We start from the raw sequence: 16,289 nt of genomic DNA, 5'->3' as shown, positions 1-16,289 counted from the left end.
GGGCGACCTGACCCGCTCGATCACGGTCGACGCCTCCGGAGAGGTCGCCGAACTCAAGGACAACATCAACTCCATGGTCGGCTCGCTGCGCGAGACCACGCGCGCCAACCAGGAGCAGGACTGGCTCAAGTCCAACCTCGCCCAGATCTCCGGCCTGATGCAGGGCCACCGCGACCTCGCCGTCGTCGCCGAACTCGTCATGGACGAACTCACCCCCCTCGTCGGCGCCAGCTACGGCGCCTTCTACCTCGGCGAGGAGATCGACGGCCAGGCGGGGCTCACGCTGATCGGCTCCTTCGGACGGCCGTTGGAAAGCCCCGCCGCCACGCGGGTGCGGCACGGGGAGACGCTGGTGGGGCAGGCGGCGCGCAGCCGCCGCATCCTGACCACCGACAACGTGCCGGCCGGCTATCTGATCTCCTCCGGGCTCGGGCAAGCCGCGCCGGCCCACCTGATCGTCCTGCCCATCGTCGTCGAGGATCAGGTCCTGGGCGTCATCGAGCTCGCCTCCTTCGCCCCGTTCACGCCTGTGCACCGCGACTTCCTGGGCCGGCTGATGGAGACCATCGGCGTCAACGTCAACACGATCGTCGCCAACGCCCGGACCGACGAGCTCCTCGGCGAGTCCCAGCGGCTCACGGCAGAGCTCCAGGCCCGCTCGGAGGAACTCCAGGTCCAGCAGGAGGAGCTCCAGCGCTCCAACGCCGAACTGGAGGAGAAGGCCGCCCTCCTCGCCAGCCAGAACAGCGACATCGAGGCCAAGAACCTGGAGATCGAACAGGCCCGGCAGGAACTGGAGGACCGGGCGCAGCAGTTGTCGCTGGCCTCCAAGTACAAGTCGGAGTTCCTGGCGAACATGAGCCACGAGCTGCGCACCCCGCTCAACAGCCTCCTGATCCTTGCCCAGCTGCTCGCGCAGAACCCCACCCGCAACCTGTCGCCCAAGCAGGTGGAGTATGCGGGCATCATCCACTCGGCCGGCTCCGACCTGCTCCAGCTGATCAACGACATCCTGGACCTCTCGAAGGTCGAAGCGGGCAAGATGGACGTGAACCTGGAGCGGGTCTCCCTCAAGCAGCTCCTCAACTACCTGGAGGCCTCCTTCCGGCCGCTGACCAGCCAGAAGGGACTCGAGTTCGACATCACGACCGCCCCCGGTGTGCCGGTGGACCTCTTCACTGACGACGCGCGCCTCCAGCAGATCCTGCGCAACCTGCTGTCCAATGCGGTGAAGTTCACCGAACACGGCCGCGTTCACGTCAAGATCGAACCCGCGGCCTCGGCAGAGCTTCCCGACGAGCTGGCGCAGGCCGGATCCGTCGTCGCCTTCCGCGTGATCGACAGCGGCATCGGGATCGCCGAGCAGCAGCTGGATGCCATCTTCGCCGCGTTCCAGCAGGCCGACGGCACCACCAGCCGCAAGTACGGCGGCACCGGCCTGGGCCTGTCCATCACCCGGGAGATCGCCCGCCTCCTGGGCGGCGCCGTCACCGCCCGCAGCGAGGTCGGCAAGGGTTCTACCTTCACGCTGTACCTCCCCGTCTCAGGACGCGAACTCCCCGAAGGGGCAACGGCCGCCCTCGAAAGCGCGGAGCCTGCCGGCTCGGAGCTTGAGCAGTCGGACGGCGCTGCACCGGCGGTCCTCGAAGAGGAGCGTCATCCCCGGCGCATTCTGGTCATCGAGCAGCGCAGCAACGGTCTACTGAGTCTGGTCGCCGAAAGCGCGGCCGGGGACCTGACCGCAGGGCGAGCAGTCACCGTGCCGGCCGACCGCGCCGAGGTCGTGACGGCCGTCACCGCGGCGGACGCGGCAGCCGTACTGGCACAAGCACCCTTCCACTGCGTGGTTCTCGAACTCGGATCCGACGGGGAAGGACTGCGCTTCCTCCGGGCCCTCGGAGGGGACGCTGCGCTTGCCTCCCTGCCGGTCCTTGCCCACGACAATCGGCGCATGACCAGGGAGCAGCAAGCAGAAGTCGCCGAGCGCGCCGCCGCTCTGCCGCTGGAAGTGCTCTCCAGCCTGGATGAGCTCCGTGAGCGCATCGCCCTGCATCTGTCGGCAGACAGCCCGGGTGACGTTCCGACCCTCGTGCACGCCGACAGCCACGTTGCTGTCCCCGAGCACGCCGTCGTCGACGCCAGCCTCGCCGGCCGGTCGGTCCTTGTCGTCGATGACGACCCGCGCAACCTCTACGCCATCAGCGGCATCCTGGAGCTGCACGGGATGCACGTCCTGCACTCCGAGAACGGCCGCAGGGGCATCGAAACCCTCACCGAGACCCCGGGAATCGACCTGATTCTGATGGACGTGATGATGCCCGAACTCGACGGCTACGCGGCGACCGCGGAGATCAGGCGTATGCCCGAGTTCGCCGATCTGCCGATCATCTCGGTCACGGCGAAAGCCATGCCCGGAGACCGCGAGAAGAGCCTGGCCTCCGGCGCGAACGACTACGTCACCAAGCCCGTCGACGCCAACGACCTCATCAACCGCCTCCGTCGGTGGCTGCCGGCCCAGAAGACGTCAGGCACCACCCCAGCCTGATCACCCCTGAGCCACCTACGGAGGAATAGCGACACACACGGTGAACACCACTCCTGACGCAAATGCAGCAACCCACTCCCATGCCACTGGCCCCGCGGGGGACAACGCCATGCTCGACGCAGGTGCAAAAGCCGTACACGGCGAAGCCATGCCGGAGCGGCGCCCCAGGCCGAGCACTTCCTCAGGCCCGGAGGCCGGTCGGCTCGCCGCGACCGTGGAGCGCCTGCGCGAGGAGGCCCTGGAAGCCCAGTCCGCAGCCGACGGCCGTGCTCTGGTCGAGCTCGCCAAGGGCATTCTCGTCGGGCGCCTCGGCTGCGGGCCCGTCGAGGCGTCGAGGCAGCTCGCCAAGCTCGCCGAACAGTCCGGCACGACCCTGCTCGCACTCGCCGTCGACGTCATCAACCAAGCGGCTCGTGATCGCGTCAGCGAGGTCGCGCAGGAGTTCCTCGCGACAGCCGAGGCCGAACCGCCTTTTGAGGCGGCACCGGCCATCCGACTGCGGGCAGCGGAAAGCCGCGTCCTGGCGGCGGGTGACAGCCCGGCCGTCGCCGCGGCGCTCCTCGAAAACGCCCTCGCCCCTCTCGGTGCTCACGGCGTCGCGATCTGGGTCGCGGGAGCCGACTCCTCGCTCACCCTGGCAGGCCAGGCGGGCTTCACGCCGCAGGACGCCGACCGCTGGCGCTATGTCCCACCCGAAGTCGCCACCTGCGCCCGGCTCGCCCTCACCCACCGCGAGCTCTCCGTCGTCACCAGCCTCTCCCAGGCCAGTCTCCCCACCATCGGGCGGCGACAACACCCCGACGGCGGCCGCGTCGTCATCCCCGCAGGTACCGGCGGCCGCATCCACGGCGTCCTGGAAATCGGCTGGCCCCAGCCCCTGCCCCCGCAGCCCGTACAGATCATCCGCCAGCTCGAAGCGCTGGCCGAACTGTGCGCCCACACCCTTGAAGAACAGTCCCCGCACAGCACCTCGGTCGCTTCCGCCGCCGCGCACCACCCGGCCGCCCTGGCGGAGCTCACCGACCTCGCCGGCCATCTCGACGACACGGTCCTCGTCCTCGCACCCGTCCTCGACGCCGACGCCCGCCTCATCGACTTCCACATCCACCACGTCAACAACAGTTTCATCGACCCGGCCGGCCGACCCCGCTCCATGGTCACCGGCCGCCACTTCCTCGAGATCTACCCAGCGGCAGCCGAGGACGGGGGCCTCTTCGACAAACTGGAGAGGACCTACGCCACCGGCGAAGCCTGCCAGGTACTGCGTACCGCACTGACCACCTTCGTGGGAGAGGTCCCCCTCACCACCGTCGCCGACGTGCGCATCAGCCGCCACGGATCGGCCCTCTTCCTCATCTGGAAGATCGAGGACGAGAAGGCGCGGCTCGCCAACCTCCTCCAGCACGCACAGCGCCTCGGCCGAGTCGGCGGCTTCGAACAGAACATCCACACCGGAGAGATCAGCTGGAACGAGCAGCTGTTCGCCCTGTTCGGGCTGCCGATGACCGCCGCCCCCGTCCCCCTCGAGGATCTCGCCGCCCACGCCCACGCCCATGACGTCAACTCCATCGGGCGGTTCCTGCGCACACTCCTGCACAGCCAGCGCGAATCATCCGTGGAGTTCCGCCTCCAGCGGCCCGACGGCATCACGCGTCACATCCGCATGGTGGCCGAGCCCGTCATGGACGACCAGGGCCGCCTCTACTCGGTGCGCGGGGCCTGCCAGGACGTCTCGTCCCAGCACTGGACCGAGGTCGCGCTCGCCGCCACCCGGGACCAGCTCGCCGACTCCGAAGCAGAATCCGCCGACCGCAGCCGCCTCGCCCTCCAACTGCAACACGCCATCATGCCCCCCGCGCCAGCACCCCTTGAGGTACCCGGCATTCGGATCGCGGTGCGCTACCGGCCGGCCGAATCCGAATCCCTCGTCGGCGGTGACTGGTACGACTCCGTGGTCCTGCCCAACGGAAAGGTCCTCCTCAGCGTGGGCGATGTCGCCGGACACGGCATCCAGGCCGCCACCGGCATGGTCGTGCTGCGCAATGCCCTCCGCGGCCTCGCCGTCACCGGCGCCGGCCCGGCACAGCTGCTCGCCTGGCTCAACCGGGTCGCCTTCCACCTCACCAGCCACCTCACCGCCACCGCCGTCTGCGCCCTCTTCGACCCCAAGACCCGCACCCTGCAGTGGGCCCGCGCCGGCCATCTGCCACCCGTCCTGGTCAGGGGCGCCCAGGCCCAGTCGTTCCCCCTCACCGCCGGATTGCTGCTCGGAGCACTGCCCGACGCAACGTTCGCGGAGGAGGAGGCGCAGCTCGAAGCCGATGACATCCTCCTCATGTACACAGACGGGCTCGTGGAACGGAGAGACATCGCCGTCACCGACTCCCTCGCGCAGCTGCTCACCGTGGCTTCGCGCTCCGCCGACACGCTGGAGAAGCGACTGGACAGCGTGCTGACGTACAGCGCATCCGATACCGACGACGACACCTGCCTCATCGGAATCGAGGTCCGCTGAGAGGACCGCCTTGCCTGGGCGACGAGGGAAAACGGCAAAGACGGCGGCCGTGCGGCCGCCGCTCGCTGCCGCCTGCCCCACCGTACTGCGCAGACCAGGCCTAGGACCCATGCCTGCACCTCTGGGGCTCAGTCCGGCCCCATGTCGCTGGCGCGGGAGCGGCGGGCCTGGCGCAGTGTGTAACCACCGGGGCCTCTGGGCAGGAAGTGATCCCTGGACGTGGTCGGGTTCCTCTCGGTCCCGGCCGTGCGCGCCCCGCGGTTTTCGCGGTGTACCGGCCTTGGGAGGTCAGCACGTTCGACGCCACGGCAGGCGAAGAGGGTCCAGCCCAGGACGTCGCAGCGGTGTTGGTCCGGCTCCCTCTTGACCATGTGTCGGGCTGCTGCCGTCGGTTCCGTTGCCCGGGGGCGGCGGTCCGAGCGCCGTCGCCGGGGGTCTTCCGGATGGCCCGGTCCCTGACCGGGGAAGGGGCCGGTGTGGGGCGTCCGGATGCCATACGGATCCGGGCGGCAGCCCGTCGTGCGGGCGGGCCTGCCCCGTGACGCCAGGGGGAAGGGCGTCACGGGAGCGGGGCCCGCTTCGGAAGCCCAACCCCCACGGTGGCGCTTCCGACATGTACGCGTCTGACCCGGCATCCCGTTCTCAAACACCCTTCGTCTCAGCAGTTCTGAGAGGACGGCACTTGCCGCTGCTGTCGGCCCGCGCGGGAAGCGGACCGGCTTCTGCTCTTCAGCGACGACGGCCTTCACCACGTCATCGAAATGCGGGAGCCTGCGCGGCGGGTTGAGGCATGCTTGGGGTGCGCTCACGCGCCTTACTTCCGTTGCGGGGGCCGGTCGGTGTTACGCATTCATTTCACGACGGAAGACCTTGCCCGGACCCGGGTGGCCGCAACGATCGGTGTCGCAGCGGAGGTCTACTACAGCCTGGAGCTGCTGAGGGAAAACCGGGAGCTTCCGCACTTCCGCACCTGGCGGTCAGCGGTCGCGGGCCGGATGGGAGCTGACACTCGCCCTCTGACATCCCTGGTTCCGCTGCGCGGCCCAGGGCTTGATCTGCTGGCCCTGATGGGAGACGTGCCGTCTCTGGACCACGCCGTGGACAACCTGCTGCACGCCCCGGTGTCCCGGCTGCGACGCGAGCTCGAGGGTCTCGACTTCCACCTCGGGCACATGCCATGGGCCAGACGGGTGTCCGAGGGCGACCGTGACGCGCTGCGTCAGCTCGCCGAGGCCGTGCGCGCCTGCCACCGGCTGACCGTGGAGCCGTACTGGCATCGAGGGCGGTCCGAACTGGTCGCGCTGTCCACCCGTTGCGCGAACCTGGTGCTGGAGGGAGGCATCGATCTGCTGCTGCGCTCGATGTGCGCACCACTGGTCCGCTGGTGTCCGCCAGTACTCGAAGCCCCCTACCCGCGCCGAGTCGAGGTGCATCTCCGCGGCAGGGGGCTGCTCATCACGCCCACCGTCTTCTCGAAGCTCCCGGTGAGCTTTCTGTGGGACCCCCTCGATACCGCCCAGCCGCCCCGGCTGACCGTCCCGGCTCTCCGCCGACCGCTGACCGGAACCGGACCGGCAGAAGCGGATGGTTCCGCCGTGCGGAACCTGGAGTCTTTGCTCGGCCGCACGCGAGCGGCCGCCCTGCAGGTGACAGCGGAAGGATGCACGACGAGCGAACTGGCCCGCCGCCTCAACGTCACCGCCGCAGCGGCCAGTCAGCACGCGACAGTGCTGCGGAACACAAACCTCATCACCACCAGCCGCCGAGGTGGGTCCGTGCTGCACCTCATCACCCCCCTCGGACTGTCCCTGCTGACCGGTGCGCTGACGGAACCGTCGTGCCCGGGTGCGCAAGGCACCGCGCCTGCCGTCCCGGCACCTTTAAGCCGTGACTTAAGAGGTAGGCCGCGGGTGGCCGACCCGCCCAGGATGTGAAGCCACCACCGGCCCATCCCATCCTGGAGATCGCATGAAGAGTCATCTCACCGCCGCCGTCGGTTCCGTCGTGCTGGCTGCGGGCACTTTGTTGGGCGCTCCCGCCGCCGGCGCGCAGGCCGCGACCGCGAGCGACTATCCCACCAGCGACTTCAACATCGATTTCGGTGCCACGTGGACCAGGGGGACCGTCACTTGGTACAACCGGTCGGTCCGACTCGTCGGCTACCACAGGTCCGCAGTGAGGGACAGTGCGCTCACATGCCGGACCACGTACGCGTACACCCTCCAAGGGGACCGCGCCGTGATCGGCCAGGGCGGCGGCTACCCGATCGCCTGCGGCGCCGTCGCGTCCTACAACTTCGTCGTTCCCGCGGACCAGCCCGGCGGCGCCGCGTACGTCAGGGTCTGTCTCGATGACGGGAACTTGAAGGACCTCGAGTGCCTGCGTATCCCCAGGCCTCGGTCCGCCGGCTGAGGCCGGCCGGCGCGCCCGGTCGCAGCTGTTCGGGGCCCGTGCCTGGTGCTGGCGGCGCGGCCGTCGCCCGGGGCAGGTGAGCCTGCGAACGGCAGTCACCTCAACCCCTACTGGTCCAGCAGGTGGGCGCGCTTCACCGTGCCACCGTCCCGACGACGCCAGAACCTCCGAGGAGAACCCGAAACGGAGTTCCGGACGGAAGCCCGCACGAGAGTCCGAACAAAAGCCGAGGCGGGACCAGGGCCGCGACCGGGCCACGGGGAGGAGGACAAGGCCGTGCAGGGCCCGTCCGGTGACACAGGTGACCCCGGACGGGCCCCCGCCCTGGTCGCGAGCTGTTTCCCGCCCCGGCCCCGGCCTGCAGCCGTCTCAATCCCCACCTCAACGCGGCCCTGGCCCGGCAGGGAGCGCGCCGATCGAGGACTTCACCCACTACATTCGCGGCCGCGGGTGGAGCGTCAACGCCTTCACGGCACCCCGGGCACTGGCCTCGCTGCACCCCAACCTCCACGGATGGGTCGCGCAGGTCGTCAGTCGACCGCGACGGTGTTCTGCGCGGCACCGATGCGCCAGGTGCCGTCCTCCTTGACCAGGATGTAGAAGGGGCGCCCCTCGGGCCTGTCGGCGATCCGGGTCCCGTCGTGGTGGACCGGCTGCTGGCGGACGTTCACCGCGGCGACGTCGGGTCGTAGGAACAGCACGCGCTCGACGTCGTAGACGGCGGTGGACTCGGCCATGGCGCCGGGCAGCACCTTGCGGGTGAAGGTCGCGATCTCCTCGAAGCCCGACAGACGCTTGCCGTGGCCGGTGGTCCACACCGGGTCCTCCGGGCGGAAGACACTCAGGAACCGGTCGACCAGCTCGTCCTGCTGAGCCTGCTCGACCTCCGCCACCAGACTGCGGATCGAGGCCACCTCGGCGTCGGTCTCCGGGCCCTCGTGGGCGCCGAACACCTCGACCGGCCGGTACGAACCAAATGCCAGTTCGGCCACAACGCCCGGTCGGCCCGGCTGCCAGCCGAGAGCGCCACGGGCGGCGGCGCCGCTGACGCTCTGGTCGAGGGCGAGCGCCTCCGCGAAGAGCGGGCCGAAGACCTCGGCGGCCTGCTCCACCGGCACCGCGTGCGGGGCGGCGAGCACTCCGGCTGCGCGGCCGGCGGCCCGGGCGATGTCACGGACCGGAACGGCCGAATCCCCGACGCCGTGCCAGATGGTGCCGGCCTCGGCGCGTTCGACGGCGGCCACGAACAGCTCGGCCAGGTCGTCCACGTGAACGGTCGGCCAGCGCACGCCCTCCTCGCCGTAGTACTCGGGCACCCCCTGCCGGCGCGCCCGGTCGACCAGGACGGCGGGGATGCCGCCGCCGCGGCCGTACACGATGCCAGGCCGGACCACGACCGCGCGCACGCCCTCGGCGACCTCGGCCAGCACCCGCTCCTCGATCCGCGGCCGGTAGCCGACGATGTCGATCGGGTGGGTCGGGGCCTCCTCGGCAACCTCCTGCGCCTCACCAGTGGCGCCGAGCACCCAAACGCCGCTGGTGTAGACGAAGGGACGGCCGGTGCCGCGCAGCGGAGTGACGAGCGCCTCGACGACAGCGGTGTCGATGTCGGCATCGCCGCTCGGGGGAGCCAGGTGAATCACGGCCTCGATCTCCGGTGTCACCGCACCGGCCAGCGAGACCGGGTCGGCGGTGTCACCGACGAGCTGGGCGTGCCAGGCCCGGCCGTGCTGCGGATCGGTGCGACGGGTGAGCGCGAACACCTGGTGGCCGGCGGCCACGAGGTGGTCGGTGACGGCGGAACCGATATAGCCAGTGGCGCCGGTGAGCAGAACCTTCATGACATTCACCCTACGTCGAAAATTTCGATGTCGAAACTATAGGGAGACGGAGTCGGGACTGTCAAACATTTCCATGCCGAAATGTTAGGCTGCCGTCATGACGGAACAGCAGCCGCAACACGACGGTGTCGACCGCATCACCGCACAGTGGCGCGCGGTCCGCCCCGACCTGGACACCTCACCCATGGCCCTGATCGGCCGCCTCTCCCGCGCCTCACGCCTGCTCGAGCGCGGGATCAAGGAGAACCTGGCAGTCCACGGCGTCGAACCCTGGGAGTTCGACGTCCTGGCCACCCTGCTGCGTTCCGGACCCCCGCACGTCCTCACCGCCGGCGAGCTCAGCTCGGCCGCGATGGTCAGCTCCGCGGCACTCACCAACCGCATCGACCACCTCGTCGAAAAGGGCCTTGTCGAACGGGCCGTCGACCCCGCCCACCGCCGCCGCGTGCTGATCTCCCTGACCGACACCGGCCAGGAGCTGACCAACCGCCTCGTCGAACACCACCTCATCGGCGAGGAGCGCCAGATCGCCGGGCTCACCGCCGCCGAACGCGACCAACTCACCAACCTGCTGCGCCGCTTCCTGCTCACCCTCGGCGACCACACCGAAGATCCCTCTCCCCGATAACCACCCGGCCGCACCCGGGCCGGGCAGGGTCTCGACCTGCCTGTGCTCCTCGGCGCGGGCCGGCGGCACCGGAGATCCGCACCTGCAGCCCGAACCGGCGGACAAGCGCTGCCCCTGAACGAAGCCGAACGTGCCAATCCCCGTCTTGCGGGGATGCGGTCGCACACCCTGTCGTCCAGGCCGATCACGCGGCGTAGGGGCAGACTGGCGGGTCGCCGGAGAGGTCCGCTGCTCGCTCCATGGCACCGCCCGCCCTGAGCGGCGCCCGAATGATGCTCGCCGGCCCTCGGCGACCATCCGCTCTGCGAGCGGCCCGGCCCGTCCCCCACCGAGAAACCGGCCCGGGTCTCTGCCGCGTCCCGCGTCAGCCGGTTCGCACCGCCGTGACCGTGAAGCGCTCGACATCGGAGATGTGCCCGCCGGTGTACGCGACGATGGTCAGCACCGGGTCACGGGCGCCGGTGAACGATACGGTCGCATTCCAGGGTTGCGCGCTTCCGCCGGCCGGAATGCAGCAGGAGGTGCCGATCGGGGCCGTGGCGGAGGGCTGGCGCACGTCCACGCGGATGCTCTCGTCCACACCGCTGATCCGGCCGCCGGTCCGCACCGGGGAGCGCACGACCGATCCGTAGGCGGGCGTGGTCAGCGAGAACGTCGTGTCGTCGGTGCCCACGACCTCCCACGGGGCGTCCGGGCCGGCGCCGTACCGTACGAGGTGGATGACCGCGACCGTGCTCCTGTAGCCCTCGGCGCCCGGGGGCAGGCTCAGGCCCACGCCGATCCGGGCATCGCGGCCAGTGACGGTGCGCGAGGTTACTCGGCCTACATTCTTGAAGCCGAGGTAGCCCTGGGTGAAGGAGAGAGCGGTCTGCTCCGGGTCGAGATGCCAGGGCTGATGACCCCCGGAGCGGAATTCCCGTTGCCACGTTTCGGCTTCGGCGAGCGTGGGGAACGGCCACACGGGCTGGAGGAGCGCCGAGCCGAGGGGCGGCGTGCCGCCGTCGGGCCCGGGGGTAGTCGGTGCGGGCGTACCAGGGGTGGTACCGGACGTGCTGGGTGAGGTCGGAGCCAGGGAGAGCGCCGAGGACGTGCCCGGCACGACGGACGGGGATTCCTGCGGGGGCGATTGCCCGCCGGAGCCGCCGCAGGCGGTCAGCGCACCCAACGCGGCTGTCACGAAGAAGTGGGTGAGTCGGTTGAGCGGGAGCCGAATGTTCATGTTGACCCCAGGGAATCGGTACCGAGCGTCGGCACCGTCTGGGCTCATGGTGCCACCGGTGGAGGTCGGCGGCGAGGGGCCAGGAACCGAAAGTTCCGGCGCCGCCGAGGCGCGGGACAGGTCCCGTCCACGCGCGGCATCGTGGACATGCGCCTGCTGTTCGGCTGGGTACCGGTCGACGACCGCGGTGCAGACCCAGACCCAGACGCGGAAGCGTTCGCGGCGGCGGCCGCGCTGGACGAGGACGAGATGGCGGCGGTGGCAGTAGCCGTCCTTCGGCATGATCAGGTCGTCGCCGTCGCACTGCCCCGGTCGCAGCCCCCTGCCCGGCTGGGGGTCCCTTCGCCGCCGGGGAGGATCAGGGACGGCCGGTCCAGGGGGCACCTCGCGAAGCTTGGGGTCGTTGTAAGAGGCCGGATGACCCCGTTGCGGGGCCTCGAAGAAGGAAATGGGCGAAGCCGTCCGGCGGGCTTCAACTTCTGTCCGTCAGACTGCGGTCGAGGACGCCGATGAGCCGGGCTCCCGCACGGTCTGTCCCGCGGCGCCCCCGCTTGGCACCCGCCGAGGCCCTTTCGAGCCGCAGCCGCGCTGTACGTCCGCGCAGTGTCAGCGTCATCAACTGGTTGCCGAACCACGGTCCGCCGGTGCGCTCCCACCGGACCGCCGGTCTCGCGACCCGTCCGTGGCGGGCGAGGAGATGGCCGATCCCCTTGGCGAACCGGCTCCAGCCGAAACGGAATCCGGCCCGTATGGCCGTCGGTACAGAGTTGTGCAGCGGTGAGCAGGTGAACTGGAAGACACGGGAGCGCGGCTGCTGGCCGGTGGTCCAGACGGGCTCCGCCACATACGCGTGGTGTACGTCCCCGGAGAGCACGCACACCGTCGCCGGGGCTGCGTCGGCTCTTCCCACCTCGGCGACCGTCTCCGTCAGCCTTTCGAACGACGATGTGAACGCCGCCCAGTGCTCCAGGTCCGCCCGCCGGCGCAGCCACTCACCGAAGCGCGCCCAGCGCGGCCCGCGTTCGCCCCGGCAGAGCGCCGCGTGCCAGCCCTCCGCGAAGTGGACCATCGGGGGCAGCAGCCACGGGAGCGAGGTCCCGACCAGCAGGTGGTCGACGCCGCTGGGGTCGTCGAACACCTGCGTCCGCAGCCAGGCCGCCTCCTCGGGGTCCAGCATCGCCCGGTGCTGCTCCTCCAGCACGCGCGCGGCCCGGGTGTCGACCATCAGCAGCCGGGTGCGGCCGAAGTCCCTGCGGTAGCTCCAGCGCACCGTCGCCGGGTCGGCGTCGGCGCGTTCGGCGAACGCGCGCAGAACCTCCGTGCCGTCGTCGGCCGCCAGTACCGCCGCGTACAGCTCGTCCTCGGCGAGCTCGGCGGGGGAGAGGTTCCCGAGGTGCTGGTAGACCCAGTACGACATCAGGCCGCTGGTGATCCGCTCGTGCCACCAGGTCGTTGCCCGCATGTCGGCTGCCCAGGCGGCGCTGGTGTTCCAGTCGTCGATGACGTCGTGGTCGTCGAAGATCATGCAGCTGGGTACGGTCGAGAGCAGCCAGCGTAGTTCGGGGTCGCCCCAGGACTCGTCGTAGAGGTGGGTGTACTCCTCGTAGTCGGCGACCTGGTCCGGCGGGGCGGTGGAGCCGGTGCCGGCGGCGCGCCGATGCTGAGCGATCCAGGCGCGGGTGTCGGCGGACGTCTCGTCCGCGTACACCTGGTCGCCGAGGAGGAGGAGAACGTCCGGACGCTGGGCTTCCGGGTCGGCGGCGAGCCGGGCGGAGAGGGTGTCGAGGACATCGGGGCCCAACGGATCGGGCTCGCCCACAGCAGGTGCCGCCCACCGGCACGAGCCGAAGGCGACCACCGCGCCCGTCGCCGGGACCGGTGGCGTGTGGATGGTGCTGGGCGGCTGGGGCGAGTCCGCGAGGGGCCACACACGCTTGCCGTCGAGCAACACCTCGTACGTTGTGGCGGACCCGGGGGTGAGCCCGGTCACGACAACCAGGGCGTAGTGGTGGCCGACGACGCAGAACGTGGGAGCCGAACCGCCGCCGCCGCCCGGGCACCGGACCTCCGCCGTGCACGCCCGGTCGGTCTCGACCCACACGGTTGCGCTCGTTCCCGACTCCCAGTCCACGTGTCGCAGGAGCGGGCCCAGCCTCAGACCGGCCATAGCGAGTCCCCTTCCGGTGCTCCGCATGGTACGGAACGGCCGCTCCGTACAGTACTGAACGGCGGCGGAATCGGCGCCGTTGTGCTGCCCGGCCGTCCCCCATTGGGCCTGGCGGACAGGTGAGCAGCGGGTCATCATCAGACACGGCCCGCGAAAAATCGCATCAGTGATCACTCATCGGGCAGACACATCCGGTCAGCTGACCAACCCATCAAAGACACAAGCGCCGGCAGGAGGCCCCAGCCGGCTGCTCCCGCGGGCAGTCGGGCCCAGGTCAGATCGTGACCGGGCCGTGGGCAGTGGCGAACTCGACCGAGACCAGGCCGGGTTCCTCATCCTCGACCCAGGTGACGTCGATCTGGTCGAGGGGGTGGTCGGCCGGTTCGCCGAGGAATTCGGCGATGGAGGCGGCGTCGCCGGCGATGGAGACCCCGTGGATGGTGGTGGACGTGCGCGGGTCGGCGCTCGGACGCTCCTCGACGGGCACCAACCACTGGAGGAAATAGGGCAGCTGCGGGTCCTCCAGCAGTTCCAGCAGGCCGATCTGCTTCCACCTCAGGTCGAACCCGTCGGGGCGGACACGGTGGCCCTCGGCCGAGGTGCGGCCGAGGCGGGCCTCGACCGGGGCGATATCGTCGACGGAGACCACCCAACCGAGCCAGCCGCCGCCCTCGGCGGCGCGGCGCGCGACCGCCTGGCCGAAGGGTGCGCGGTCGGCGGCGGGGTGGTCGAGTGTGGTGACGACCTCGACGTAGGTGCCGCCGCTCAGCGGGAGAATGAAATTGCGGGTGCCGAACCGCGGGTGCACGCCCCCGTCGACGAAGCCGGCGCCGAGGGCCGATCCGATCCACTGGACGGTCGAGACGAAGCTGTCGCGGGCCACCGCATAGGACACGTGATCAAGTCGCACCGCGCCATCATCACCCGACAACCCGCACAAATCTCGACGCCACGCCACGCCACGCCCGCCTCGGCTCGGCCCGCGGTCAGGTCGCCGGCCAGGGCACCTTCGGAGTCCAGAGGGGTCCTTGCCCAGCCCGCCGGGCCGGCGGACGTTGGTGAGTCGCTGTCGACGGCCTGGTCGAGCGCGGTGGCGTGCCGCGGTGCGGCGAGGGTTCAGTGCAGCTCGTAGTGGGTCCGCGCCGCCGCCGGGTTGATCTTGGGGCTGGCGTCGGCGGTGTCCCACACGATCCCCAGCTCCTCCAGCTCGGTCGCCCGTTTCCCCTTCATGGTTCCGGCGGGTAGGCGCGCCGCTGTCGGGCAGTCACCGCCCCGGCGTGTGAATGGGTGCGGCGGTGGCACCAGGTGGGCGTCAGCCAGGACGGAACGGATGTCCTGCTCCTGCTGTGCAACGGTGGTGGTCATGGCTGTCCCGGGTTCACTGAGCTGCTGCCGGCCGGCGCCGATGCCAAGGTGGCCGGCTGTCATGGGCGTGCCTGTTCGCACCTTGTTTCTGCGGCCGGGCCGTCCGGTGGCCGGATGGCTGCGCCGACGCGGCCGTCCGTAGCCCGCTCGCCGAGCGCGGCCGCGCGAGCCCCTGGATGGTGCCGCCCACTGACCGGGCATCGGCTGGAGTGCCTGCGGGAATTGGCTGGCAGGTGCATGACGTGTTAATGGGGTGCGGGGCTACCTTCTTAGGGCTCCGGAGGGGCGGCTGTCCGAACCCGCGGACCACAGGCGGGCGGTGGCGGCGTCTCCAGTGCCCCGGCTCCGCCGAGGGGCCGGGTCCCCCCACGCATGAAGGAAGACGACCATGTCTCTGGGTACCTGGTTAAGAGTCGGCACCTCCACCGCCGCGCTGGTCCTCGCGGCGGCGACCGCCGCGACCGCAGCACCCGCCCCCATACCGGACGCCACCGCAGCGGTGGTGATACTCCGTTACGACGACAGCCGGGCCGGTGGCTGGGAAGCGGCCATCGCGGCCGGGGTCGCTTCCTGGAACGCGAACGTCAGTAACGTACGGCTGGTCGAGGCCGCGCCCGGGGCCCGGGCCGAGATCGTCATCGTGGCCACCACCGGCTGGCCGCAAGCCACCCTCGGCCCGGTCCGTCCGGGGCGACAGGTCCGAGTCGAACTCGGCGCGCAGGCCGTGAGCCAGGGTTACGACAAGACGCGCATCGCTGCGCACGAACTGGGCCACAGCCTCGGCCTCCCGGACACCAAGCCGGGGCCGTGCTCCCAGCTGATGTCAGGGTCCAGCGCCGGGACCGCCTGCACCAACGCCGTGCCCAACGCGACGGAGCGGTCCCGCGTGCAGAACGCGTACGCGAACGGGCTCGCTGCAACCGTGCCGACCGACGGCCGGATACTCATCGACGCCCCCTGATCGGAGAGTCGGCGGGTGGGCCGGTGCGGGGCCCTGGCTGGGACGGGATTCCCGGAGGGCGGCCGTGCCGGCCCACTGCCGCGCCGCCATCGGGAAGCAGCTTCGGCTGCGGGTAGCGGGCGTCGATCGACCCCCGCCGTACGAGTATCCGGCTGCGCTGCTCGGCAGGATGCCGGGGAGGTGGCATCCGGTAGTCGCTGATCGTGTCGTAGACCGGGCGGCCGGAGAGGTCGAGAGGTCCGCGGTGGAGGCGCTTCTCTTCTGAGCGGGACTCGGTGCTCCGTACGATCTGCCCTTTCAGGAGCGGATGCCAGGTGATCACGGAGCCACCCGACAAGGGTCCTGCCAGAGGTTCCCCTCGACTCTCGATGGGGCTCTGCACGGCCAGCGCGCGATCCTCGGCTGACGTGGGTCCAGCAGACGGACAGACAGTACCCAACTACCGTGCACAGCACCGCTCCTTCACCCGGAAGACCTCCGGGATGAGCTCCAGCCCAGACTCGAGATGGTGCACACGGTTGCCCGGTCGGTGCGGCGGGGTTGCCGGGACGACCGGCGGGGGGGGGGGGGGGCGCCCCCCCCCCACCCGCTCAGGGCGTAGCCCCGCGCCAGGACAGAGCGAAGGCGCAGCTGGTG

Annotated in this window: 10 protein-coding genes; 6 read left to right on the top strand and 4 right to left on the bottom strand. The window is 70.5% G+C overall.

All coding sequences use genetic code 11. From position 1 onward, the window contains the following. The 4 genes from AB0F82_RS37760 to AB0F82_RS37745 all read left to right on the top strand — a co-directional run. Nucleotides 1-2,545 (top strand): ATP-binding protein (locus AB0F82_RS37760; protein WP_362636128.1); only part of this gene is annotated, 2,545 nt, incomplete at its 5' end. Between the two features lie 109 nt (nucleotides 2,546-2,654). Then, a complete protein-coding gene (locus tag AB0F82_RS37755) occupies nucleotides 2,655-5,060 on the top strand; it encodes a SpoIIE family protein phosphatase (RefSeq protein ID WP_436842262.1) in 2,406 nt (801 codons plus the stop codon). 1,067 nt (nucleotides 5,061-6,127) lie between these two features. Further along, nucleotides 6,128-6,994, top strand: coding sequence for an ArsR/SmtB family transcription factor (locus tag AB0F82_RS37750; RefSeq protein ID WP_362636125.1), 867 nt, complete (start codon nucleotides 6,128-6,130; stop codon nucleotides 6,992-6,994). A gap of 34 nt (nucleotides 6,995-7,028) precedes the next feature. Then, nucleotides 7,029-7,472 carry a hypothetical protein gene (locus AB0F82_RS37745; protein WP_362636122.1) on the top strand — a complete coding sequence of 148 codons (444 nt, stop codon included), beginning with the start codon at nucleotides 7,029-7,031 and terminating at the stop codon, nucleotides 7,470-7,472. A 530-nt stretch (nucleotides 7,473-8,002) separates the two neighbouring features. Here AB0F82_RS37745 and AB0F82_RS37740 read toward each other — a convergent pair. Beyond that, nucleotides 8,003-9,313 carry an SgcJ/EcaC family oxidoreductase gene (locus AB0F82_RS37740; RefSeq protein WP_362636119.1) on the bottom strand — a complete coding sequence of 437 codons (1,311 nt, stop codon included), beginning with the start codon at nucleotides 9,311-9,313 and terminating at the stop codon, nucleotides 8,003-8,005. 97 nt (nucleotides 9,314-9,410) lie between these two features. Here AB0F82_RS37740 and AB0F82_RS37735 point away from each other — a divergent pair, with 97 nt between their 5' ends. Then, entirely contained in the window at nucleotides 9,411-9,941 is a 531-nt protein-coding gene (locus tag AB0F82_RS37735; RefSeq protein WP_362636116.1) for a MarR family winged helix-turn-helix transcriptional regulator, read from the top strand. A gap of 364 nt (nucleotides 9,942-10,305) precedes the next feature. On the opposite strand, the gene AB0F82_RS37730 is transcribed toward AB0F82_RS37735, so the two are convergent. From AB0F82_RS37730 to AB0F82_RS37720, 3 genes are all read right to left on the bottom strand, one after another. Further along, nucleotides 10,306-11,160, bottom strand: a complete 855-nt coding sequence (locus AB0F82_RS37730; RefSeq protein ID WP_362636113.1) for a hypothetical protein — start codon at nucleotides 11,158-11,160, stop codon at nucleotides 10,306-10,308. Between the two features lie 472 nt (nucleotides 11,161-11,632). Continuing rightward, nucleotides 11,633-13,327, bottom strand: a complete 1,695-nt coding sequence (locus tag AB0F82_RS37725; RefSeq protein ID WP_362636110.1) for an alkaline phosphatase D family protein — start codon at nucleotides 13,325-13,327, stop codon at nucleotides 11,633-11,635. Between the two features lie 274 nt (nucleotides 13,328-13,601). Then, on the bottom strand, nucleotides 13,602-14,237 hold the full coding sequence (locus tag AB0F82_RS37720; protein WP_362636108.1) for a VOC family protein: 636 nt from the start codon (nucleotides 14,235-14,237) through the stop codon (nucleotides 13,602-13,604). 843 nt (nucleotides 14,238-15,080) lie between these two features. Between AB0F82_RS37720 and AB0F82_RS37715 the strand changes: the two genes are divergently transcribed. Then, on the top strand, nucleotides 15,081-15,653 hold the full coding sequence (locus AB0F82_RS37715; RefSeq protein WP_362636105.1) for a snapalysin family zinc-dependent metalloprotease: 573 nt from the start codon (nucleotides 15,081-15,083) through the stop codon (nucleotides 15,651-15,653). The last annotated feature ends 636 nt before the right edge of the window (nucleotides 15,654-16,289 follow it).

Origin of the sequence: Streptomyces virginiae, assembly GCF_040638905.1 — a bacterium.
Classification (GTDB): Bacteria; Actinomycetota; Actinomycetes; order Streptomycetales; family Streptomycetaceae; genus Streptomyces; species Streptomyces virginiae_B.
Note: the sequence above shows the minus strand (reverse complement) of the source record. Positions and strands in the feature narration are given on the sequence as shown.

Bases quoted from the DNA above. Each gene is read 5' to 3' on its own strand.
- AB0F82_RS37755 (WP_436842262.1), top strand. From the start codon at position 2,655: ATGCTCGACGCAGGTGCAAAAGCCGTACACGGCGAAGCCATGCCGGAG.
- AB0F82_RS37745 (WP_362636122.1), top strand. From the start codon at position 7,029: ATGAAGAGTCATCTCACCGCCGCCGTCGGTTCCGTCGTGCTGGCTGCG.
- AB0F82_RS37735 (WP_362636116.1), top strand. From the start codon at position 9,411: ATGACGGAACAGCAGCCGCAACACGACGGTGTCGACCGCATCACCGCA.
- AB0F82_RS37725 (WP_362636110.1), bottom strand. From the start codon at position 13,327: ATGGCCGGTCTGAGGCTGGGCCCGCTCCTGCGACACGTGGACTGGGAG.
- AB0F82_RS37715 (WP_362636105.1), top strand. From the start codon at position 15,081: ATGTCTCTGGGTACCTGGTTAAGAGTCGGCACCTCCACCGCCGCGCTG.
- AB0F82_RS37750 (WP_362636125.1), top strand. From the start codon at position 6,128: ATGGGAGACGTGCCGTCTCTGGACCACGCCGTGGACAACCTGCTGCAC.
- AB0F82_RS37740 (WP_362636119.1), bottom strand. From the start codon at position 9,313: ATGAAGGTTCTGCTCACCGGCGCCACTGGCTATATCGGTTCCGCCGTC.
- AB0F82_RS37730 (WP_362636113.1), bottom strand. From the start codon at position 11,160: ATGAACATTCGGCTCCCGCTCAACCGACTCACCCACTTCTTCGTGACA.